General features: G+C 65.1%; 17 protein-coding genes and 1 tRNA gene. 3 read left to right on the top strand and 15 right to left on the bottom strand.

Annotation, left to right across the window (positions count from 1 at the left end):
* Nucleotides 1-79: 79 nt before the first annotated feature.
* The 7 genes from M2333_RS10460 to M2333_RS10430 all read right to left on the bottom strand — a co-directional run bounded on the left by M2333_RS10460 (nucleotide 80) and on the right by M2333_RS10430 (nucleotide 11,318).
* Nucleotides 80-3,202 carry an efflux RND transporter permease subunit gene (locus tag M2333_RS10460; protein WP_264611707.1) on the bottom strand — a complete coding sequence of 1,041 codons (3,123 nt, stop codon included), beginning with the start codon at nucleotides 3,200-3,202 and terminating at the stop codon, nucleotides 80-82.
* On the bottom strand, nucleotides 3,199-4,266 hold the full coding sequence (locus M2333_RS10455; protein ID WP_264572365.1) for an efflux RND transporter periplasmic adaptor subunit: 1,068 nt from the start codon (nucleotides 4,264-4,266) through the stop codon (nucleotides 3,199-3,201). Before M2333_RS10455 ends, M2333_RS10460 begins: the two co-directional genes overlap by 4 nt.
* Nucleotides 4,267-4,382: 116 nt before the next feature.
* Nucleotides 4,383-5,972, bottom strand: coding sequence for a flavin monoamine oxidase family protein (locus M2333_RS10450; RefSeq protein WP_264611706.1), 1,590 nt, complete (start codon nucleotides 5,970-5,972; stop codon nucleotides 4,383-4,385).
* Between the two features lie 38 nt (nucleotides 5,973-6,010).
* On the bottom strand, nucleotides 6,011-6,448 hold the full coding sequence (locus tag M2333_RS10445) for a c-type cytochrome (RefSeq protein WP_264576522.1): 438 nt from the start codon (nucleotides 6,446-6,448) through the stop codon (nucleotides 6,011-6,013).
* Between the two features lie 4 nt (nucleotides 6,449-6,452).
* Nucleotides 6,453-8,042, bottom strand: coding sequence for a flavin monoamine oxidase family protein (locus tag M2333_RS10440; RefSeq protein WP_264611705.1), 1,590 nt, complete (start codon nucleotides 8,040-8,042; stop codon nucleotides 6,453-6,455).
* 73 nt (nucleotides 8,043-8,115) lie between these two features.
* On the bottom strand, nucleotides 8,116-8,616 hold the full coding sequence (locus M2333_RS10435; RefSeq protein WP_264611704.1) for a Rid family hydrolase: 501 nt from the start codon (nucleotides 8,614-8,616) through the stop codon (nucleotides 8,116-8,118).
* A gap of 47 nt (nucleotides 8,617-8,663) precedes the next feature.
* Nucleotides 8,664-11,318: a TonB-dependent receptor plug domain-containing protein gene (locus tag M2333_RS10430; protein ID WP_264586601.1), complete on the bottom strand. Its 2,655-nt coding sequence runs from the start codon at nucleotides 11,316-11,318 to the stop codon at nucleotides 8,664-8,666.
* Nucleotides 11,319-11,577: 259 nt separating this feature from the next.
* Here M2333_RS10430 and M2333_RS10425 point away from each other — a divergent pair, with 259 nt between their 5' ends.
* Entirely contained in the window at nucleotides 11,578-12,186 is a 609-nt protein-coding gene (locus M2333_RS10425; RefSeq protein WP_264574489.1) for a RidA family protein, read from the top strand.
* On the opposite strand, the gene M2333_RS10420 is transcribed toward M2333_RS10425, so the two are convergent.
* The 8 genes from M2333_RS10420 to trpD form a co-directional block, all read right to left on the bottom strand.
* A complete protein-coding gene (locus M2333_RS10420) occupies nucleotides 12,145-13,074 on the bottom strand; it encodes a DNA-binding response regulator (protein ID WP_181558759.1) in 930 nt (309 codons plus the stop codon). The genes M2333_RS10425 and M2333_RS10420 overlap by 42 nt on opposite strands.
* A 1-nt stretch (nucleotide 13,075) precedes the next feature.
* On the bottom strand, nucleotides 13,076-14,770 hold the full coding sequence (locus tag M2333_RS10415) for a hybrid sensor histidine kinase/response regulator (protein ID WP_264611703.1): 1,695 nt from the start codon (nucleotides 14,768-14,770) through the stop codon (nucleotides 13,076-13,078).
* Nucleotides 14,771-14,993: 223 nt separating this feature from the next.
* Nucleotides 14,994-15,449 carry a c-type cytochrome gene (locus M2333_RS10410; protein WP_264584308.1) on the bottom strand — a complete coding sequence of 152 codons (456 nt, stop codon included), beginning with the start codon at nucleotides 15,447-15,449 and terminating at the stop codon, nucleotides 14,994-14,996.
* A gap of 3 nt (nucleotides 15,450-15,452) precedes the next feature.
* Nucleotides 15,453-16,718: an FAD-dependent oxidoreductase gene (locus M2333_RS10405; RefSeq protein WP_264611702.1), complete on the bottom strand. Its 1,266-nt coding sequence runs from the start codon at nucleotides 16,716-16,718 to the stop codon at nucleotides 15,453-15,455.
* A gap of 83 nt (nucleotides 16,719-16,801) precedes the next feature.
* Nucleotides 16,802-18,007 (bottom strand): gephyrin-like molybdotransferase Glp, encoded by a 1,206-nt coding sequence (gene glp, locus M2333_RS10400; RefSeq protein WP_264611701.1) that lies wholly within the window; start codon nucleotides 18,005-18,007, stop codon nucleotides 16,802-16,804.
* Nucleotides 18,008-18,028: 21 nt separating this feature from the next.
* Nucleotides 18,029-18,496 (bottom strand): cyclic pyranopterin monophosphate synthase MoaC, encoded by a 468-nt coding sequence (moaC, locus tag M2333_RS10395; RefSeq protein ID WP_264611700.1) that lies wholly within the window; start codon nucleotides 18,494-18,496, stop codon nucleotides 18,029-18,031.
* Nucleotides 18,493-19,281 (bottom strand): indole-3-glycerol phosphate synthase TrpC, encoded by a 789-nt coding sequence (trpC, locus tag M2333_RS10390; protein ID WP_264611699.1) that lies wholly within the window; start codon nucleotides 19,279-19,281, stop codon nucleotides 18,493-18,495. Before trpC ends, moaC begins: the two co-directional genes overlap by 4 nt.
* A complete protein-coding gene (gene trpD, locus M2333_RS10385) occupies nucleotides 19,278-20,270 on the bottom strand; it encodes an anthranilate phosphoribosyltransferase (protein ID WP_264611698.1) in 993 nt (330 codons plus the stop codon). Before trpD ends, trpC begins: the two co-directional genes overlap by 4 nt.
* 179 nt (nucleotides 20,271-20,449) lie before the next feature.
* On the opposite strand from trpD, the gene M2333_RS10380 reads away from it, so the two are divergent.
* Nucleotides 20,450-20,523 (top strand) — tRNA-Gly (locus M2333_RS10380).
* 263 nt (nucleotides 20,524-20,786) lie between these two features.
* Nucleotides 20,787-22,775: a BCCT family transporter gene (locus tag M2333_RS10375; RefSeq protein ID WP_264611697.1), complete on the top strand. Its 1,989-nt coding sequence runs from the start codon at nucleotides 20,787-20,789 to the stop codon at nucleotides 22,773-22,775.
* Nucleotides 22,776-22,943: the final 168 nt, after the last annotated feature.

Here is a 22,943-nt window from a genome sequence, read left to right as displayed (position 1 = left end):
CCCTCGGTCATCGAGTGGCGCGCCGTTTGCGTTTGGGGTGTTGCGCAGATCGCTGGCGTGGCCGGCTAGCGGGGCCCGATCATTCCGCCGGCTGAGCGGTCCCATCAGGCTTGCCGTTCTTGCCCATCAGCGCACGCAGGCGGCGGGTGACGGTCTGGGGGGAGGATGTGCCCCGCGCGAACCGGCTGTAGAGCAAAGGCACCACGAACAGGGTGATGGCCGTCGCGATGCTGACGCCGAACACGATCACCCAGCCGATGGACGAGCGGGCATGCGCGCCGGCACCCCCGCCGATTGCCAGCGGAATGGCGCCCGCGACGGTGGCGATGGAGGTCATCAGGATCGGCCGGAGGCGGCGGACGGAGGCATCGCTGATCGCCACCAGAAAATCCCGGCCTTCGTCGCGCAATTGATTGGCATATTCCACAATCAGAATGCCGTTCTTCACGGCAAGGCCGACCAACATGATCATGCCGATCTGGCTGAACAGGTTGATGCTCGTTCCCGTCACCGCCAAGCCAATAATGCCGCCCGCGGCGCCCAGCGGCACAGCGGAAATGATCACCAGCGGGTGGACGAAGCTTTCGAACTGGGCGGAGAGCAGCAGGTAGATCACCACCACGGTAAAGCCGAAGGCGATCCAGATCGAGGTGCCGGTCTGCATGAAGCTGCGGCTCTCACCCTTATAGCCCACGGCGGTCACTTCCGGCGACTGGCGCGCCTGCTCATTGAGAAAGTCGAGTGCGCGCCCGAGAGAATAGCCTTCGGCCAGACCGCCGCTGAGCGTAATGGCGCGCATCTTGTTAAAGCGGCCCAGCTCGCGCGCCGTCGCCGCCTGCTTGACGATCAGCAAGTTGGAGAGCGGCACCAGTGCGCCGCCGGCGGCGCGGACATAGACTTTCGCCAGCGATGCCTCATCGTCGCGATTGAAGGATTCCGCCTGCAGGACGACATAATATTCCTCGCCGTCGCGCACATAAGTCGACGTGCGGCGCGACCCCATCATCGTCTGCAGCGCCTGGCTGATGTCATTGACGGAAATGCCGAGGTCACCGGCCCGCTGATGGTCGATCTCGATCAGCAGTTGCGGCTTGTTCTCGACATAATCGGCGTCGAGATTGACAATGCCGGGGTTGTCGCGCGCCGCATCCAATATGCGGTCGCGGGCGACGGCCAGATCCTCATAGCTGGTGCCGGCGATCACGAAGCTGATCGGCTGGCCGCCGCGCGAAAGGCGGTTGGTGACGGTGGCGTTGCCGCGCACGGAGGGCAGGCCTGCCAGTCGCTTGTTGACCTCCTGCGCGACGCTCTGCGAGCTTTCCTTGCGCTCGTCCCAATGCTTCATGAACACCGAGAGGCTGCTGCTGTTGAAATCGTCGGTGCCGCCACCGAAACCGCCGATGCGGGCGTTCATCCCGCGCACCGGGCCATCCTCGGCGACCATGGGCAGGACCAACGTTTCGGCCTGGTGCAGATATTTGTCGGCCTGCGCAAAGCCCGTCCCTTCCGGGCTGTTGAGGCGGACCTGGATCACGCCGGTGTCCTCCGCCGGGGCGAGTTCGGAATCCAGGCTGCGAAACAGCACCGCGCTGCCGGCAATCAGCAGTACGGACGCGACGATCACCGGCAGGGGGCGGCGGAGCACCGAGCCGAGCGCGTTGCGATAGCCGTTTTCCGTCCGCTCCATCAACCGGTCGATCTTCGCGGTCAGGCGGCCGCGCGCGCTGCCCTTGAGCAGCTTAGAGCACATCATCGGCGTCAGCGTGAGAGCGAGGAAGCCCGAGACGCCCACCGCCGCGATCATCGCCACCGCCAGTTCGCGGAACAGCGAGCCGGCCTGGCCGGAGAGGAACATCACCGGCACGAACACGGCGCACACCACCATGGTGGAAGCGACGACGGCAAAGCCGACCTGCCGCGCACCGTAAAAGGCGGCAAAGAGCGGGTCTTCGCCTTCCTCAATACGATGATACACATTCTCGAGGACGACGATGGCATCGTCGACCACAAGGCCGATAGCCAACACCAGCGCCAGCAAGGTGAGCAGGTTGATCGAATAGCCGGCCAGCCACAGCACGCCGAAGGTCGTCAGCAGGCAGATCGGCACGGTGATCATCGGCACCAATGTCGCGCGGAGGCTGCCGAGGAAGAAGAACACCACGATGGTGACGAGCAGTGCCGCCTCGAAGATGGTGTGCCACACGCCGCGAATGGCCTCGTCGATGAACATGGTGCTGTCGCCGCCCATGCGGATCTCGACGCCCTCAGGCAGGTTCTTGCTCAGATCCGCAACCGCAGCCTTGGCGGCTTGCGCCACCGCCAGCGTGTTGGCGCCTGACTGGCGAACGATCCCCAGGCCCACCCCGGTTTCGCCATTGTAGCGGAAGATCGAATAGGGATTTTCCGGCCCTTCCTCGATGCGCGCGACATCGCCCAGGCGGACCTGATAGCCATCGCTGCCCCGGCCGATGACCAACTGGGCAAAGTCCTGCGGCGTGGTGAAGTCGCGCTGGACGCGGAGCGAGAGGTTTTGCGCCTCCGCCTCGATCCGCCCGGCGGGCAGCTCGACATTCTGTCGGCGCAGCGCGGCCTCGACATCGCCCGGCGTCAGCCGAAAGGCCGCCAGGCGATCGGCATTGAGCCACACGCGCATGGCGGGCTTGGCCATGCCAAGTTCGACGATCTGCGCCACGCCATCGATGGTCGAGAGTCGGTCAACCACGACGCGCGAGACGAAATCGCCAAGCTTGGTGCGGTCCCAGCCCGGCGCCATCACGGCAAAGAAGATGATCGGCTGGGAATCGGAATCGACCTTGCGCACTTCCGGCGGCAGGGCGTCGTCCGGACGGTCAGCCGCGCCGCCGGCGACACGATCGCGCACGTCGTTGGCGGCCGCATCGACATCGCGTCCGGCGCGGAATTCGATCACGATGCTGGAGGTGCCGTCGCGCGAGGTCGAGCTGATCGTCTCGATCCCCTCGATGCCGGCAAGCCGCTGCTCCAGCGGCTGGGTGATGCGGTTCTCGATCACGCTGGCATTGGCGCCAGTGTAGCGCGTTTCGACCGAGACGATGGGCGGGTCGGTGTCCGGATATTCGCGCACGGACAGGTTCATGAAGCCGACGAAGCCGATGATCGCGAGCAGCAGGGACATCACGGCGGCGACCACTGGCCGCCGCACCGAAATATCCGAAAGGATCATGGCCGCGCTTCCGGCGTCGCGGCGCCCTTGGGCGCGATCTCTTCGGTCTGCGCGCTATTGCTGCTTTCGACCTCGGCCAGACGCACGGGCCGGCCTTCCGCCACTTTCACCACGCCTTCGGAGACGACCAGCGCATCCTGCGGCAGGCCGCTCACTTCCATCAGCCCATTGTCCCGCAGCCCGGTGCGCACGTCCATCCGCTTGGCCTTGCGGTCCTTGTCGAGCGTGTAGACATAGCGCCTGTCACCCTGGCTCAGCACCGCAGTCTCCGGCACGGCGAGCGCGGTGCGCTGCCCGGTCTCGATGCGGACGGTCAGCAACATGCCGGGCTTGATCCGCGCGCCCGGATTGGGGAGCGTCGCCCGGACCATGACGGCGCGGCTTGCCGGATCGATGACCGGATCGATGGTGCTGATCGTGCCCTGCAGCACATCATCGGGATAGGCCGAGGAGGAGGCCCGGATCGGCTGGCCGATGCGCAAGGCGCCAAGCTGCGTTTCCGGCACGGTGAAATCCAGCTTGATGCGCGACAGGTCGCTGATCGTTACCAAAGGCGTGCCGCTGTTGACGATGGCGCCCTCGGAGATGGTGCGGAGCGAGAGATAGCCCGAGAAGGGCGCGCGGATCAGGCGGTCGCCAAGCTGGGCCTTGATGCCATCCTGACTGGCCCGGGCCTCACTCAAGGCGGCGCGCTGCTGATCGAGCAGCGCGCGCGTAGCGAAGCCCTGCTCATACAGGCTGTTGACGCGGTCGAGCTGCGAGGCGGCCTCGGTGGCGCTGGCGCGGGCACCAGCCAATGCTGCCTGTTCCTGCGCGTTGGAAAGCACCGCCAGCAACTGGCCGGACCGGACGAACATGCCGTCATCGAACATCAGCCGCTCGATCCGCTCGGTCACATTGGCGGCAAGCGTCACCTGCTCATTGGCGCGCGCGGTGCCGACAGCCTGGATCTCGTCCCGGAAGACGTGGGTGGCAGGTTTTGTCGCCGATACCAGGGGCGGCTGCCGCTTCTGCTCGGTCTCGCCCTTGCCGCATGCCGCGAGAAGCGCGAGCCCGATCAGCAGGGTGCCCTGCCGCCACGAGGAGAGAGGATGCCCGGCGGCGCCCGGCAGCCGGTTTAGAAGGTCCACGGCGTCATCCATATCGATAGTAGATTTTGTCTACTTTGCCCCAGTTTCGATCAGCCAGCCACTGCTTTTTTGTGCAGTCGCTCAATGGCGTCCAGCGAGGAGAGCAGAGCGCCCTCCATCCAGCAGCCATAATAAGACGCATGCTCGCCCGCGAGGACGATGCGGCCATCCATGGCGACCAGATTCTGGTAGTGCTGCGCGCGCGCCGCCTCCGACCAGGTGGCACAGCATCCCATGATCCAGGGCGTGCGGCTCCAGGCGAGAGAGACGCCGTTCATGAACTGCTTGCGATAGTCCTCGGGGTGGAACACCGATCCCTGCGCCAGCGCCGTTTCGATGCGCTGCTGCGGCGTCATGCCGGCCAGCGCATAGCCGCCGGCGCCGCTCGCAAACGCGCCGAGCAGGACAGCCGGCTTGTCAGCAAAAAAGTCGAAGTTCGGGTAGGAAATCAGCGAAATCTGCTGGTCGGTAAAGCTGTGGCCGCCATAGATCGCGTCTTTCTCTTCCCAGAAGCGGCTGCGCATCTCCAGGCCGATCTTGACTTGGCCGCTATAAGGCACGGCGGCGATGGCGGCCTTGAGCGGCGCGCTCGCCTGCAGCTCGAGCTGATTGAGCACACCCAGCGGAATTGTGCAGACGCAATAATCCGCCTTGGCCTCGTGCATGGCGCTGGAGGTCAGGTCCTGCCAGGAGACGGTGACGCCTTTCTCGCCCTGCGCGATCTTCGTCACCTTGGCATTGTAGGTGATCAGGTCGCCGACCTGCTTGGCAAAGCCCTTGCCGATCATGTCCATGCCGCCCTTGGGCTGGAACATCGTCGTCTGCATCACATTGGTGAAGAAGAAGCTCATCTGCTGCCACACGCCGGAATCGAGCACATCGCCCAGATCGTTGATCTTGGAGGGCGTCGGCGCGCCGTTGACGCCGCCGCCGGGCGCGCGATCATAGCCGCGCTGGCCGGAGGCACGCAGGCCGCTGGTGTAATTCAGGTCGCCATCGAGCAGGCCCCATTCGCGCAAGGCCTCGACCAGCTTCTCCTTGTCCTCCTTGGTAACCTTCTGATCGAGCGCGCCGGCATTCAGCGCCTTGCCGAGCAGCTCGGAGACATGGCCCTTATAATCGACGGCCAGCTCCTTGTAGCGCTGGGGCTTGCCGCCGAACGCCTTGCTGTTGTGGACCCAGGCATTGTGATTGAGCTGGATGAACGGCTCCAGCTCGACACCGAAGGCCTTGGTGTAATGGAGCAGGGTGCGGTGATGGTGCGGGATGCGCCACGGGCCGGGGTTGAGGTAATTGCCCGGCTGGAATTCGCAGGTCTGCGTCGTGCCGCCGACCTCGACCACCTTGTCGCCGCCGCGGATCGAGTAGTTCCGCCCGCCGGGGCGGTTCTGATATTCGAGGATCTGCACGGCATAGCCGGCCTTGCGCAGCTCATAGGCGGCGAGCATGCCGGCCAGGCCCGCGCCGAGTACCAGCACCTTGGCTCCCTTGGGCGCGCCGGAGAGCTTGGGCGGGCCGGTGAACTGGGTTTCGGCGGCATGGCCAAAGGCGGTCATGGCCTGATACATGGCCATGGCGCCGCCCGCCTTGCCAATCATCGCCAGCAGGTCACGCCGTGTCGGAGCCGTAAATTCGGTCATGCTCATGTCCCCCAAAAGTACCGGGCCGTCCCCACGGCTCAGCACGTGCTGCAATCGCGCGTCGACGATCCGTTCGCGGCGATGACGCGCTTGACGTCGGCGGCCGTGACGGGATCGGGATAATTGTTGAAATGGCTGCGCGCGTAGGTCGCGACGGCGGCCATCTGCTCGGGCGTGAGCATGTCCGTGAACCAGGGCATGCCGCCGCGCCCCTTGACCAGGATCGTGGCGATGAAGTCCTTGTCGGCGAGGTTGGCGTTGCCCGCGATGGCCGGGATCGCCGCGCCGGCCCCGGCGCCGCCCTTGCCATCCGCCATGTGGCAGGCCTGGCAGATCATCTCATAGACCTCCTTGCCCTCATTGGAGATGTCCACGCTGGTCGGCCCGCCGCCTGGCGCATCCTGCGCGCGGACAGCCACCGTGGCGGCGAGGAGAGCGCCCGCCAGAGCGAGCGCGGCGGCGGTTTTGAGGGTCATGGCGTCAGGCTCCGGTGGCGCGCTGGTGGATACGGGTGATGGCGTCGAGCGCGGAGAGGAGCGAACCCTCCATCCAGCCGCCGTAATAAGAGGCATGTTCGCCCGCGAGGACGATGCGGCCATCCATCGCGACGAGGTTCTGGTAATGCGCGGCGCGCGCGTCGTCCGACCAGCGCGAGGTGCAGCCCAGAATCCAGGGCAGTCGGCTCCAGGCGACGGAGGTGCCGTTCATGAACTCCTTGCGATAGGCGGCCGGGTGGAACACCGAGCCCTGCGCCAGCGCCATCTCGATGCGCTGGGCGGGCGTCATGCCGGCAAGCTGGAACCCGCCGGCATCACGGGCGAAGGCGCCGAGCAGCACGGCCGGGCCGCTGCCGAACATCCTGTCATTGGGGTAGGAGATCAGCCCGATGGTCTGATCGGTGAAGCTGTGCCCGCCATAGATGGCGTCATCTTCTTCCCAGAAGCGGCGACGCATCTCCAGGCCGATCTTCACCTGCCCGCTATAGGGCACGGCGCGCATCGCGGCCTTGAGTGGTGCACCGACCTGCATGTCGAGCTGGCTGAGCACGGGCAGGGGGATGGTGTTCACGCACCAGTCGGCGCTGCTCTGGCCGGTCTTGCCGCTGGGGATATCCTGCCAATAAGCGGTGACGCCCTTGTCGTCCTGCGTGATGCGGGTGACCTTGGTGTTGAGCTGGACCACCGGACCGACGGCGCGGGCGAAGGCCTTGCCGATCATGTCCATGCCGCCCTTGGGCTGGAACATGGTGGTCTGCATCACATTGTTGAAGAAGAAGCTCATATGCGCCCAGATGTCGGACGAGAGTACGTCGGACAGGCTGTTGATCTTCGAGGGTGTGGGCGCGCCGTTGACGCCGCCGCCCGGCGCGCGATCATAGCCGCGCTGTCCGGAGACGCGCAGGCTGCTGGTGAAATTGAGGTCGCCGTCGAGCAGGCCAAAGTCGCGCAGGGATTCGAGCAGCTTTTCCTGATCTTCCTTGGTCACCGCGTCATTCAGCGCGCCTGCGTTGAGCGCCTTGCCGAGCAGGTCCGAGACATGGCCTTTGAAATCGACCGCCAGCTCCTTGTAGCGTTGCGGCTTGCCGTCGAAAGCCTTGCTGTTGTGGACGAACGCATTGTGATCGAGCTGGATGAACGGCTCCATCGCCACGCCCAGCGTCTTGCAATAATGCAGGAGCGAGCGGTGATGGTGCGGAATGCGCCACGGGCCGGGATTGAGGTAATTGCCGGGTTGGAAGGCGCAGGTCTGCGAGACTCCGCCGACTTCCACGACCTTGTCGCCACCACGCACCGAGTAGTTCCGGCCGCCGGGGCGATCCTGATATTCGAGTATTTCGACGGCATAGCCCGCGCGCTGCAACTCATAGGCAGCGACGAGACCCGCAAGGCCGGCGCCGAGGATCAGCACCTTCTTGCCCTTGGGCGCGCCGGTGAGCTGGGGCGGGCCGGTGAATTGCGATTCCGCCGCATGGCCCAGCGCTGTCATCGCTTGATAGAGCGCGACCGTGCCGCCGACCTTGCCGATCATCGCCAGCATATCCCGCCGGGTCGGCCGCAGTGATGTCGTCATCCTTGCTTGTCCTTTGATGCCGGTGCCCGGTGGAAAAGGGAGGCGCGATCCCCCGATGCGCCTCCCTCGACCCTCACGGCATTTTCGCCGCGATGGCCTCGATCTCCACATACATGGTCGGGCGGCCCAGCGCGGCGACCTGGATGGTCGAGCGGGTGGGCTTGTTGGGTTGTTCCGCCGTGCCGAAGAAGGTGCGGAACACCTCGTTCATCCCGGCTGAGTCCATGCGGCCGCCCGTCTCCGGGGTGCCGACGAGGAAAACCGTCATCTTGACGATGTCGCCCATGGAAAAGCCCTTGGCTTCCAGCGACGCCTTCATCTTGGTGAGGATGCTGAGCGTCTGCGCTTTGGTATCGCCCAGTTCTTCCGGCTTGGCCGGATCGACCGGCGAGGGTGTGGTGCCGGAGACGAACATGATGTTCGCGCCCGCCGGTACGAAGGCCAGCGAGGCGATGGGGGAGTTCGGCGCGCCATAGGTGCGCTCGACGGTCTGCGCGCCGGCGGCCGAGGGGAGCGCTGCAAGCAGCGCTCCTGACAACATGGCGGCGGTGATGCCGTTCTTCTTCAATGTCATTCTCCTCGTCCAGATACAGTTGGTGTAAAGTGGCTCGCCTTGTTCGATCAGAACTTGAGCGTCAGGCGGGCGTAGTAATATCCGCCGTTCGACCCGTAGGGACCGAAGGTATAGGGCGCGTTGAACGTGCCGCCGTTGTTGATGTAGGGCGAGACGCCGGTCGTCGGCCACGTCGCGGGATCGTAGTTTCCAACGAGCGCCGGTACCTCCGGCATCTTGTCGAACAGGTTGTTCGCGCCGATCGCGAGGTTGGCGAACTTGGTGATCTCGTAGCTGAACTCCAGATCGACGATCGCGGCCGGCGCCACCTCGGCATTGTAGTAACGCTGGTTGTTCGACAGCAGGATCGGCGCGGGCAGGGCAGCGATGCCACGGCTCGCATTGCCGTTGGCCGATGTGCTGTTGGGCTGCACGAACTGATTGGTCTTGCTGTAGTAATTCACGCGGGCATTGGCGGTGAACTTGCCGCTGGTGAACAGGGCGCTGAAGTTGCCCTTGAAGGCCGGGCTGGCCTTCTCGATGATCTGCTCGGAGGTTGGGCCGAACAGGGTGCCCAGCTTGTTCTTCGTGACCTTGGTGAGGTTGTAGTTGCCGCCGATCGAGAAATCGATGTTACCGAAGGGCAGATCGACCGGATAACGCGCGGCGAGTTCCAGGCCCATAGTCCGGGTATCGATGCCGTTGGTGAAGGTCTGGATCGCGAGCGAACCGTTCGTCCGCACGGTCGGGTCGAGCTGCTTGCCGCTGGCATTGATGGCGTTGATCACGAGGTCATAGGGCGTCAGGCCATTGATCAGCGCGGCCGGCGTGTCGATACCGACACGTTGCGGCGGCGACGTCAGGTTGACGAACTGCTGGCCGGTGATGCTGCCCGAGGACACGATGCGGTCCTTGATCTTGATGAGATAGCCATCCAGCGTGATCGTCAAGCGCGAGATCGGGCGGAGCACGATACCGGCAGAGAAGTTGACCGACTTTTCCGGACTGAGCGCGCCGAACCCGGCGCTGGCCGATCCCGGCGAACTGGGCGCAAGTTGCAGCGTGGCAGAGGTCGGCCCGACGTTCGTGGCCGAGTAGCCGGATTCCTGCAGCGAAGGTGCGCGGAAGCCCGTGCTGGCCGTCCCGCGGATCGCGAAGGCCGGCGAGAAGTCGTAGCGCGTCGTGATCTTGCCGATCGTCGTGTCGCCGAAGTCGCTGTAATGCTCATAGCGGCCGGCGACATCCACGGTCCAGTCGGGCACCGGGTTGACGGCGACGTCGATATAGGCCGCCTTGGCGTTGCGCGAGAGTGTGCCGGCATCGCTGAGAGCATAGCCGGGGAAGGACTGGCCACCCTCGACATAGCGCGACAGCGCGTCGCCGGCGCCAATGGCATAGGTTTCCTTGCGATATTCTGCACCGATGGCGAAATTCAGCGGATCCTCGAAGCCCACGTCGAACTCCTTGCGAAGATCGAGGGTGCCGACGAACTGGGTGAACTTGAAGCTGCCGTCATAGAAGTCGGATGGCGACTGGCCGGTCGCGACAAACAGCGACGCGTTGGCCGAATTGGTGGTGTAGACCTTCGCGACGTCTTCCGAATAGCTGCCGGCCAGATCCCAGTCCCAGCCGCTGATCTCGCCGCGCAGGCCGGTGGTGAACTGGAATTCGTCCTGCTTCACCTCGATATGCGGGACGAGGCCGGTCTGGGCGCTGGTGCCGAAGCAGTTGGTCGGGTCCGTGGTCGTCGCGGCGCCGGCGGTGGTGCGGCACAGGCGGGTCGGATGGCGATAGCCCTGCAGGGCGTCACCATGACGATAGGAGATGTTGCCGAACGAGTAGAGCTCAACGCCACCGAAATCATAGCCGAAGTTATAGAAGCCAAGGGTCAGTTGCGACGCCGGCTGGCCACCGTTAATGCCGGCGGTGCAATTTTTGGCATTGCAGGCATCGAGCAGGGGCTTGAAGGCGGTCGAAACGTTGGTGACGGTCGTTCCGTCATAGTTCCGCACCGAGAACTGACCGTCACCGACCGTTGTCCAGTCATTGCGGCGATGGAAGAGCGACAGGTCCAGGAAGCCGCTGTCGCCGATCGGCATGCCGAAATTGCCGCTCGCGCTGTAGGTCGTGCCTTCGCCGTCATAATATTGGCCGGCGTTGAACTTCACCGCGCCGCCATAGGTGTCCGACTTGAGGATGATGTTGATCACGCCGGCAATGGCGTCCGAACCATATTGCGCGGCGGCGCCGTCCTGCAGGACCTCGATGCGCTGAACGATGTCCGGCGGAATCAGGTCGATGCTCGGCGCGGCGGAACCGCCGAATGCGCCGTTGATGACCTGAAGGATAGAGTTGCCGTGGCGGCGCTTGCCGTTGACCAGCACCAGCGTGTGGTTGGGGCTGAGGCCGCGCAGGCGGGCCGACAGCGAGAAGCTCGCCATGTCGGTGCCCTGCGTCTGCGCCTGGAAGCTCGGCACGAGCTGGGTGAGGGCCTGGTTGAGGTTGGGCTGACCCACCTTTTCCAGTGCGGAGGAGCTCAGCAACTGGATCGGCGCGGCGCTCTCTGCGGCCATCATGCCAGTGGAACGGGTGCCGGTGACGATGATCTCGCCGCCATCGGCCGGCGGCTCCTGCGGCGTTTCGGCCGTTTGCGCCACGGCTGCGGCGGGAATGGCTGCGCTCGTAAGGAGCAATAGGGCAGCAATATTTCTGCGCGTGATCATGAAGACGTCCCCCTTGTTCTCGTGGTGCGCTCTCCTTTTTTGTCTGTCTTTTCGGCGGGTTATGGTTGTTGCGCCGAGCGTCCCGCGTCGCCCTGTGATATGCTCTTTTGCGCCTGACTAGCTGATCGGACTGGTCGGGATTCGGACATACGCATTTTGTCGTATGGTGGCGGAGGGGGGGGTATTCGTAGCTAACATCACTATGATTAGACGCGCTTATTCGGCTCGCCGCGACCTGGGTCGCATGTCTCTCAAGGCCATGTTGGCCAAGACTGTTCTGGCAGGTGCCGCCGCGCTGCTGATGACCGCCGCGCCCGCTCAGGCAGAGGTCACGCGGATCAAGGGCAATCCCAACGCGATCATTCTGGATGGCGTACGCGTCGGCGAGGGGATGGAGACCTTCTACCTCTCCGGCCAACTGCCGTCCCCGGTCGATCCCGCCAAGCCGATGAGCGAGGTCAAGACGCTGGAGGAGATGGGCGACACCAAGGCCCAGACGATCAGCACCCTCAACAAGATCAAGAGCCTGCTCGAGGCGCAGGGCTATAAGATGTCCGATCTGGTGAAGCTGTCGCTGTTCGTCGCGGCGGACCCGCGCACCGGCAAGATGGACTTCGCCGGCGTTAACGAGGGGTTCCGTCAGTTCTTCGGCACGCAGGCTAATCCCAACACCGTTGCGCGCTCCACTTTCCAGGTCGCCGCGCTTGTCGGCCCGCTCTACCTGATCGAGATCGAGGCGATCGCGGTGCGCAAGTCCAGCGGCGCGTCGCCGGAGGCCTCGTACATGCGGCCGCCGCGGCTTCCCCCCGCCCTGCGCAAGAAGTCGCTACTGGCCCAACATGCGGATCGCGACAGCCGCCGCGGCTGAGCGAGTCTCCACCCCCAGCTTGTCGAAGATCCGCTCCAGATGCTTGGTGACGGTACGCGGGCTGATCTCCAGCACATCGCTGATCACGCGATTGGGTTTGCCATAGCTCACCCATAGCAGCACCTCGGCCTCGCGCCGGGTGAGCGGCAGGCGCTCCTGCAGACGGTCGAGATCCTGCTCGGGATTGAGCTCGTTAAGGCGGATGAGCACTTCATCCTCCCGATAATGGGCGATGACCTGCATCTCCAGCTCGCCCTGGCCCTTGGTCTGCCGCACGCGCACGGCATTGCCGGCGACGCCCTCATCCTTGGTCAGCAGCTTCTCGATCTGGTTGCGGATTTCTTCCGGCAGCGCGGATTCACTGCGCAGCCAGCCGGGTGAGACGCGCGAGATGGCCTGTTCTGCACGTGGGGTGCACCACAAAAGGCTACCGCGGGCATCGGTGGCGAGGATCAGCCGGTCGGTCGCATCGAGACTGGCGACGCTGGCATGGACGGCACGCCCCTGGGCCATATGCACGCGCACGCGGGCCAGCAGCTCCTGCAGGTCCACCGGCTTGCGGACATAATCCACGCCGCCGACCTCGAAAGCTTCGACCACATGCTCGCTTTCCGTCAAGCCGGTCATGAAGATGATCGGGATGCTGGCGAGCTGGGGATTGGCCTTGATCTTCTGCGTGGTCTCGAACCCGTCCATGCCGGGCATCACCGCATCCATCAGGATGAGGTCGGGCATGATGTTGCCCAGCTGGGCCAGCGCCACATGGCCTGAGGTCGCGACCAGTACGGAAATCTCGGCTGTCTCCAGCGCGGCGGTCAGCATCCGCAGCGTGTCCGGCTCGTCATCGACGATCAGGACGGTGTCCGAATGTCCGGGAATGCCAATCATGTCAGTAATCCTGTAAGAGGCGCGCCATGGCGGTCAGGTCGTATCGGTCGAGGTGCTGGTAAAGCTGGCGAACGAGCGGCTCGGCGGCGGGTGAGGCGCGCTCCAGCTGCTTGATCTCGGTTTCGATCCCGCGAATGTGCCCGATCCGCAGGCATTCCTGCATCCGGGCGATGTGCTTGCGGGCGGTGTCGTCGAGCGCAACCGGCGCTGGTTGCAGGGCGGACGGCGTATCCGGCCCGGCGCTGCCGACATCCGGCGCATCGTCCTGCCAGCGCCAGGTCAGTTGCAGCAGATCACCAATCGCGCCGACGAGCGATTCAAATTCCACCGGCTTGACGAGAAAACGATCGTGCTGCGGACTGTCATGCTCCGGCCGGTGCAGTTCCTCGCTATTGGCCGAGAGCATGAGGATTTGCAGCCGGTCGCCGAACATCGCGCGCAACTCACAGCCGATCTCCCAGCCGGATAGACCGGGCAGGCTGATGTCCAGAATGGCGAGGTCCGGCGGCGTCTCGCGCGCGGCAAGCAGCGCTTGTTCCCCATCGGGCCGCGCCTCAACCTGAAAGCCGAGCCCGCGCAGCAACTGCTCGAGGAACTGGCGCTGGTCGGCATCGTCCTCCACCAGCAGGACATGGCGGAGCTTGCCCTCATAGCCGGTCAGCTTGCGCATGGGCGCCGAAGAGAGGGCCTTGCCGGCGACCTCGCTCAGCATCATCACGATGCGGAAGCAACTGCCGCCTTCCGGCGTGCTGACCAAATCTAGCTGGCCGCCGAGAATCTCCACCAGCGTGCGCGAGATGGCGAGGCCGAGGCCGGCGCCGGACTCCCGCCCCTCGCCGCGCTCGAATGGCTCGAAGATGCGCTGCAGGTCTTCCGGCGCGATGCCCGGGCCGGTGTCCTTCACCTCAAAGGTGGCGATCTGCCCGGCATAACCCACTTTGAGCGTCACGCTGCCTTGCTGGGTGAACTTGATCGCATTGGAGAGCAGGTTGATCAGCACCTGGCGCAGCCGGTTCTGGTCGAAGCGGGCGATCTCCGGCAGGCGGCCGGTCTTTTCCAGCGTGAACGTGAGGCCCTTGGCGTGAGCGGCGGGGCGCATCATCGAGACGATATGGTCGAGGAAGCTGTTGAGGCGCACCTCTTCGGTGCGCACGCGCAGCATCCCGAATTCGAGCTGCGAGATATCCAGCAAGCCCTCGACCAGATTGGTCAGATGCTCCGAGCAGCGCAGGATGACCCGCGCCGCCTCCTGCGCGTTGACCCCATCGCCCCGCTCGAACAGCTGCGCATAGCCATAGATGGCATTGAGCGGCGAGCGGATCTCGTGACTGACGCTGGCAAGGTAGCGGCTTTTGGCGAGGTTCGCGCTGATCGCACTCTGCCGTGCCGTCTCCAGTTCACTGACCAGATGCTGGGCGCGGATCGTGTAGGCCGCCGCTTCCCGCCAGCGGCGAATGCCGAGCAGCAGCAGGAAGCTCAGCGCCAGAAGATCGAGGATGGTGAGCGTTTCCAGCAGCAGCCGATCTTCGTTGTCCGACACCATGTGCAGGCCGACGAAAATCCCCCCAAAGGCCAGCCCGAGAAGCCCGAGCTTGACGAGGTGGGCGAGCCGGGGCGGTTGCGTCTCCAGCACGCCGGCGGCATCGATCTTCTCGATGGGAGCGGTGTCCCTGCGATGAAGATCCTGCCGCGTCATGGTCAGCCGATCTGCCGGTGACGCGGGCGGTGGCGACGCAGCGTCCTGAAGCCGGGACAATCCGACTCCAACGGCGATCGACCTTGGTTCACGCGCGCACGGTTCATTTGATGAATGGTGCATTGCAAAAAGGACAAACTCAAAGCCTCGCAGGCGCGCAAGGCATTTTCCTGGAATCTGTGGCAAATTTGCTGCAGTGCGTCATAAAGAAAAAGGGCTGTGCCTATTGTGTTCTGGGCACAGCCCTGGCGGTGAGCTTGAGATCTGCGGGTTGGACGGTGATCCGCGCGAGAGCGCCGGTCTCGCTGGGCAACGCAGCGCTTCCGGCCGGCAGGCCATTGGCCTGCAGCAGAAAGGCGATGATGTTCGTCGTGTCGTCCGGCGTCAGCGAGCCGGGCGCGAATTGCGGCATGGCCCGGCCGACATAATCATGCAGATTGGAGAGCGGGGCATTGCTCCAATGGGCCATGAACCGATCGCCAAGGCCGGGAATCTCGAACGTGCCTTCCAGCGCCCGGCCGTGGCACATGGCGCAGCGCGTGGCGTAGAGGCGGGCGCCAGCCTCGGCCTGCGCGGCCGTATAGACGCCGTCTCGCGTGGTGGCTGAAGGTGGCGTGGCGGCGATCGCGGCGAGGGCGGTCAGGGCAGCGGCCAGGAGCGGGGCGGTGCGCAGCAGCATCGGTCAGCCCTGTGCCTGGAAGCCGGGCGCGAAGACGGGCGCCATGATCTCCAGACCTTTCTCGATGTCGGCGAAATTGGGCAATTCCATACTGTCGCCCACGCCCAGCATCTCGCCCACATCTGGGTTATTGTTCATCACGACGATCCCGTCGCGCTTGGAGGTGAGCGAAACATTGCGATAGCGCACGCTGTAAAAGGCGTCCGGTTGCGGCACGAGCCAGCCGGTCTGGCCGCGCACCGGGATGATGGTCTTGTCCTGCCACAGGTCGCGGGCGGCATAGCCCGTGCAGTTGATCACGACCTTCTGGGGCAGTGCCGCATAGTCCGCCGGGCGAGCGAAGTCGCGCATCACGAACTGCCCGCCGCGCTCGAAGAACTCGCCGAGCATGACATGGGCATAGCTGGCGAAGTTGAAGATCATCTGCGAACTGCGCCGCACATGGGGTTGCGGGAAGGGGTTCTCCTCGGCGCTCAGCGGCTGCGCCTGCGGCACGATGTCCCGAATGCGCTCGCTATAATGGCCGAACTCGGAATTCTGCTGTGGCCGCCCACTCGTCGCGAAGCTCTGCGTGATTGCAGGGTCGGCTGGCCACTCCCGCCGGGTGATCGGCGTATCCGAAAGCTGGTAGGAATCGCCGAACTCCACCGGCTGACCCGGCAGACCGAGATAGGTGCGAAAGGCCTTCCATGAGAAGCGGGCCATGCGTTCCCACCGCTCGCCAAAGGCGGGGCCGGCGGGCTCGGCCAAGGCGATGCGGCTATCCGGGGTGAACGATCCGCTGGCGCGGAACGAGCGGGTTTGCTGGATGGATTCGCGCGCATAGAGCGTGACCTTGAGGCCGGCGCGCTGCGCCATCACGGCCGTGGTCAGGCCGATAATCCCGCACCCCACCACCACAATCTCGCGCGGCAGGACAGAGAGCGCCTTGCCGACCGCGATGTCGGCGGAGCCCCAGGAGAGCGACCAGCCGCTGCCGCCATGGCCATAATTATGGATGACGAGGGCATCGCCGACCGTCTCCACGTCCAGATTCGGCCCGGCGGCGCGCAGCGGGCGGATGCAGCATTTCACGTCGATCAATTGGTCGCGGCTGATGCGGATGGGAACGAGTGCGGTTCGGCGGCTCGGCGCCCGCAGGGTCGCGGGACGGGAACCGGAGGCTGGCGCGCAGGCCTGCAGCCCCAGCATGGCTGCGGCGCCGATCGTTCCTGTGAGCATGGCCCGGCGTTCGACGCCCACCTGCCCCTCTTGCCGAAATTCTGCCATGCGACCCCCATCTGAGACGCAGACTGTAGGGCGCGAGGGGAGGGCAGCAATTGCCCAGAATACGTATTGAGTGCTGGAAAGGCTCAGTCCGCGCCAAGGCCGAGCGCGGCCCAGTCGAGCAAGTCTACTTCTTCTCCAGCGCGCGCGGCTGGCGCGCCTTCCGGCCGGACGATCAGCGCATTGGCCTGCGCGGCGGCATGCATCGCGCCGCTATCCTGGAAAGCCAGCGGCGTGGCGATCCCCGCACCGTCGACCACCGCGCGCATGAACAGCCTGCGCTTGCCGACTGGGGGAAGGTCTGCGCCGAGCCGCACCGTGCGGCTCTTGGGCAGCACATCGGTTCCGCCGGCAAGACGCCGAATGAGCGGCAGCAGGAACAGCGCGCCGGTGACCATCGCCGAGACCGGGTTGCCGGGCAGGCCGAGCATGATCTGCTGCCCGATGCGCGCCACGATCAGCGGCTTGCCGGGCTGCATGGCGATCCGCCAGAAATCGATGCTGCCGCCCGCCGCCTCCAGCGCCGGGCGCACCAGATCGTGATCGCCCACGGACGCTCCGCCGGAGGTGACGATGACATCCGCCGCAGCCGCATCGCGCAGCGCGGCGGTGAGCGCATCCAGATCGTCCCGCACGATCCGCTCGCTGGTCACCACGCCACCCGCACCGCAAACCATGGCGCGCAACATCGCGCCGTTGGAGGCCGGGAGCTTGCCGGGCGGGCAGGGCGCGCCGGGCGGGACGAGTTCGTCGCCGGTGGAGAGGATCGCGACCCTCGGCTGGCGATGCACCGTCAGCGTTTCGTGGCCCCCGAGCGCCGCCAGGCCGATTTGCGCCGGGCCGATCCGCAGGCTGGCGGGCAGCAACGTATTGCCCTGCGCAAAATCGCTGGCACGCGGGCGGACATGCCGCCCCGCACCACCCGGTCCGTCGCCGGCCAGGCGGATGGACGGGCCATCGGCGGCGATATCTTCCTGCACCACCACGGTATCCGCGCCGGGGGGCAGCGGCGCGCCGGTGAAGATCCGCATTGCTTCGCCCGCGCCGATGTGTGCAGCCGCAGGGACGCTGCCTGCCGCACTCTCGCCCACCAGGCGCCAGGGCCCGGGCAGATCGGCGTGACGGATCGCATAGCCGTCCATGGCGGAGAGGGCCGTCCACGGCTGGTCCCGCGCTGCGGTCAGCGGCGCGGCCAGCCATCGGCCATTCGCCTCAGCCAACGCAACCGCCTCGGGCGCGAGCGGGGTGGCGAGGGCGAGCAGCCGCTGCTGTGCGTCATCGACAGAGATCATGGCCGCGCCGCCGCCATGATCTCAGGCGGTCCAGTCGCCGGACTTGCCGCCCGCCTTGGCCGTGACGCGGATGTCGCGCATGACCATGTGCTTATCCACCGCCTTGAGCATGTCGTAGAGGGTCAGCAGGGCGGCGGAGACGGCGGTCAGCGCTTCCATCTCCACGCCGGTCTTGCCGGATGTGCGCACGGTTGCGGTAGCGGTGGCGCCGCCCGCATCCAGCGCAAGGTCCAGCGTCAGGCCGGTGAGCGGTAGGGGATGACAGAGCGGAATGATGTCGCTGGTGCGTTTGGCGGCCATGATACCGGCGATGCGCGCGGCGGCGAATACGTCGCCCTTGGCGGCAGTGCCGTCCGCAATCGCGGCGCGAGCTTCCGCGTTCATGTCGATGCGGCCCGTGGCGCTCGCCGTGCGGCTGGTGTCGGCCTTGGCCGTTACATCCACCATGCGCGCGGCGCCGGCCTCGTCGGTATGGCTGAGCCCGCTCATGTGCCGATCAGCGCGCGGGTCGCCGCCTCGACATCATCCTGCCGCATGAGCGATTCGCCGACCAAGAAGCAGCGCACGCCATGCTCCGCCATGGCATCAAGGTCCGCCTTCGAGCCAAGACCGGACTCCGCGACGAAGGTGCAGCCCTCCGGCGCGCTGCCGACCAGCTCATAGGTGCGGGCGAAATCGACCGAGAAATCCTTGAGGTTGCGGTTGTTCACGCCAATCAGCCGCGAGCGCAGCGTCAGCGCCCGCTCCAGCTCGGCGGCATCATGCACCTCCACCAGCGCATCCATGCCGAGGCCGAGCGCGGCATCCTCGATCTCCTGCATCTGCGCATCGGAGAGGGCCGAGACGATGATCAGCACGGCATCGGCGCCGATCGCCCGGCTCTCCAGCACCTGCCAGGGATCGACCATGAAGTCCTTGCGGATCACCGGCAGCGAGACGGCGGCACGGGCCGCGATGAGATAATCCTCATGGCCCTGAAAATAGGGCGCGTCGGTCAGCACCGAAAGGCAGGCCGCGCCGCCCGCCTGATAGGCGCGGGCATGGGCCGGCGGATCGAAGTCGGCGCGGATCAGCCCCTTGGATGGCGAGGCCTTCTTGACCTCGGCGATGAGGCCATAGCCGCCCGCGGCCACCCTGGCGTCGAGCGCGCGACGGAAGCCGCGCGGCGGGGTCTGGGAAGCGGCCATGGCCTGCAGGTCAGGGAGTGACGTCGCCTGCTTGCGGGCGGCGACCTCGTCCCGCTTGGTGGCGCAGATTTCATCGAGCTTGTTCATGCGTAGGCGATCCAGCAGTCGAGCAGGGTGTTGGCAAGGCCGCGGTCGAGGGCTTCGGTGGCTTCCTCGACGCCTTCGGCCAGCGTTTCGGCCTTGCCGGCGACGATCAACGCCGCAGCGGCATTGAAGAGCACGGCATCGCGATACGGGCCGGCCTCGCCCAGCAGCAGCGCCCGCAGTTTCGCGGCATTATAGGCCGGGTCGCCGCCCTTGATCGCGTCGATAGGGTGTGTCGGCAGCCCGGCATCGGCGGCGCTGATCCGTCGCATCGCAACGATGCCGTCGCTTGTCACATCGGCCACGTCATTGCCGCCGGCGAGCGAGAGTTCGTCCAGCCCCTCATCGCCGGAAATCACCATCGCCCGTTTGGTGCCCAGCTCGGCCAGCGCCTGCGCATAGATCGGCACATAGGCCGGGCGCGCAATGCCGATGAGCTGGCGGGTGACGCCGGCCGGATTGGCGAGCGGCCCCATCAGGTTGAAGATGGTCCGCCGGCCCAGCGCCTTGCGGATCGGCGCGATCCGCGCGAGCGAGGGATGATGCTTTTGCGCGAACAGGAAGCAGATGCCGAGGTCCGCCAGCGTGCGCTCGGCGGTGTCTGCCGCGCGGTCGAGGTCCAGTCCCAGCGCTTCGAGCGTGTCGGCGGCGCCGGCCTTGGAAGACGCAGCGCGATTGCCATGCTTGGCCACCGGCGCGCCACAGGCGGCAACGACAAGGCTGACGGCAGTCGAGATGTTGAGCGTATGATGGCCATCGCCACCGGTGCCGCACACGTCGATAGCCCCCGCCGGCGCCTGCACGGGAATGAGGCGCGCACGCATCTCCTGCGCGGCGGCGGCAATCTCGGTCGCGGTCTCGCCGCGCTCGGCCAGTGTGACCAGAAAGGCGGCGATTGCTTCGTCCTCCACCGTGCCATCCAGAATGGCGGCGAAGGCGCGGGCGGCGCCCTCCGGCGAGAGAGGGCTGGCAGGATCGGGCAAGCTGTTCATTGCCGATCCTTTGCAATCTGTGGCGCGCAAAGTCGAGGGTCGATCAATGCTCTGCCGCCAAAGGATCGCGATGCGAAGCTGTTGACGCTGCCGTGCCTGTCGTGGCAATGGCTCCAGCGCATCGCCACTGAGCGGTCGTCCCGGCTGAGTGCCGGTGAGGATCGGCGAACGGTCGATGAGCGGGTATAGCTCAATGGTAGAGCACTAGCCTTCCAAGCTTGTGATGCGGGTTCGATCCCCGCTACCCGCTCCAGCCTTTTCCGCCATTTTTACGCTTCGTCACGGGATTGTTTTGAACCCTGCTCGCAGGCGCGCAGGTGCTTCGATTGGACGACCACCCACATTGGGGCGGCATCTCCGTGGGTCAGTTCTTCCGCCAGCGGACAGGTGCAGAGATGCCGCGCTATAAGGGTACGCCGCTGACGTGGATCGAGGCCCCTTGTGAGCCATATGCAACCGACCGCGCTTCGCCTCGTTCCCTTTCCTGAACAGAGTTCTCGCTGCATGGGGGAAGAGGTGAGCGAGCAATCGTTTGATGATGCGCCGGAAGGCACGACAAAGCGCCGGATTGAGATCAATCCTACCGTGTTCTTCGTCTCGGCCGGCCTCATTCTCGCCTTTGTGTTGTTTGGAGCAATCGTTCCTGATGTTGCCGGTCGGCTATTCGCCGCTGCGCAGGCGCTCATCGTGGCGGACTTCGGCTGGTTCTACATCGCTTCGGTGGCCGGCTTTCTCGTGTTTGCCCTGTTTTTGATGTTCAGCCGCTATGGCGACGTCAAACTTGGGGCCGACGACAGTGAACCGGACTACAGCTATCCTTCATGGTTCGCGATGCTGTTCAGCGCGGGGATGGGTATCGGGCTGATCTTCTTCGGCGTCGCCGAGCCCATCCAGCACTACGCCTTGCCGCCGGTCGGCGAAGGTCGCACGGTCGAATCCGCCCGTCAGGCGATGGTCCTTACCTTCTTTCACTGGGGGCTGCACGCCTGGGCAATCTATATCGTCGTCGGCCTAGCGCTTGCCTATTTCGCCTTTCGTCGCGGTCTGCCGCTCACCATCCGCTCGGCGCTCTATCCGCTGATCGGGGAGCGGATCTATGGTCCCATCGGCCACGCTGTCGACATCTTCGCCGTGCTGGGCACCATGTTCGGGGTCGCGACTTCGCTCGGTCTGGGCGTGCTGCAGGTGAATGCCGGCTTCAGCTATCTGTTCGGTCTGCCGAGCAACACGGTCATCCAGCTCGTCTTGATTGCCGCCATCACGGGGTTGGCGACGCTGTCGGTTGTCATGGGGCTGGACCGAGGCGTGAAGCGCCTTTCCGAACTGAACATCATCCTGGCCGCCCTTTTGCTGGTCTTCGTGCTCGTGACGGGGTCGACGGTGTTTCTGCTTCAGGCCTTCGTCCAGAATGTGGGGACTTATCTTAGCGAGGTCGTGCAGCGCACCTTCCGTCTGTACGCCTATGAGCCCAATCCGTGGTTGGGTAGCTGGACGCTGTTCTACTGGGGCTGGTGGATCGCATGGTCGCCATTTGTCGGCATGTTCATCGCGCGCATCTCGCGCGGGCGGACAATCCGCCAGTTCGTCGGCGGCGTTCTGCTCGTCCCGGCATTGTTCACCTTCCTCTGGATGACGGTATTCGGGAACACAGCGATCGCGCTCGATCTGAGCGGTGCAGCCCACATCGCCGATACGGTCGCTAACAACCTCCCGGTCGCGTTGTTCGAGACGCTTGAGCAGCTCCCGCTTTCCACCATTGTTTCAGGCATCGCGACGCTTCTTATCATCACGTTCTTCGTAACGTCAGCGGATTCCGGTGCGTTGGTCATGGATATGATCACGTCCGGCGCAGCGAAAGATCCTCCGGTCTGGCAGCGCGTCTTCTGGGCGGTCTGCGCCGGCGGTGTCGCGGCGGTTCTGCTGGTCGCCGGTGGGCTTCAGGCGCTTCAAACCGCGGCGATCGCCAGCGCGTTGCCCTTCGCTGTGGTCATGGTGTTCATTTGCTACGGCCTGTTGCGAGCGCTTCAAACCGAGAGCCAGGAAGCGATGGACCTGTCTGCTGCGGGCGCCGCCACGGGCGCTGAAACCGCCCTCACATGGCAGCAGCGCCTCGCAACCATCACCCGGTTTCACGATCGAGACGAAGTCCTTACTTTTCTAGCCGACATTGCCCAGCCGGCCCTCGCGGCCGTGGCGGCGCAGATGCGAGACAGCGGTATTTCCGTGCGCCTCATGCAGGATGCCGATCATGTGGGACTCACCATCCCGCATGGCGAGCGCGGCGATTTCGATTACACCGTCCGTGCGCGCGGGTTTCGTGTGGCGAGTTTTGTCTGGGCCGAGCCGCGAAAGATACAGGAGCGAGAGCGCCTACATTATCGCGCCGTGGCGCACTCTTCCGACGGCGGGCAGCCTCATGACGTGACCGGCTATACCGACGAGCAACTGATCAACGATCTGCTCAATCGCTATTCCCGCTTCCGTCACAGCCGGCGGATGTCGTGATGCGATGAGCGGCAGTCAGCACGAAGGCAACGGGTAGACCTCGTCTGAAATGTAGTCGTCATAAGACGCAACCGGCATTTGGCCTCAGAGAACAATTTCAGCCGATTGCAAGCTCGCGTGAGGGAGACTTCAAGGGAGCGTGGCAGTTCGTCCGCACACTTTCTCAGA

Source organism: Sphingobium sp. B11D3B, assembly GCF_025961735.1.
In the GTDB taxonomy this organism is placed as follows: Bacteria; Pseudomonadota; Alphaproteobacteria; order Sphingomonadales; family Sphingomonadaceae; genus Sphingobium.
This window is presented reverse-complemented; position numbering and strand designations above follow the sequence as displayed.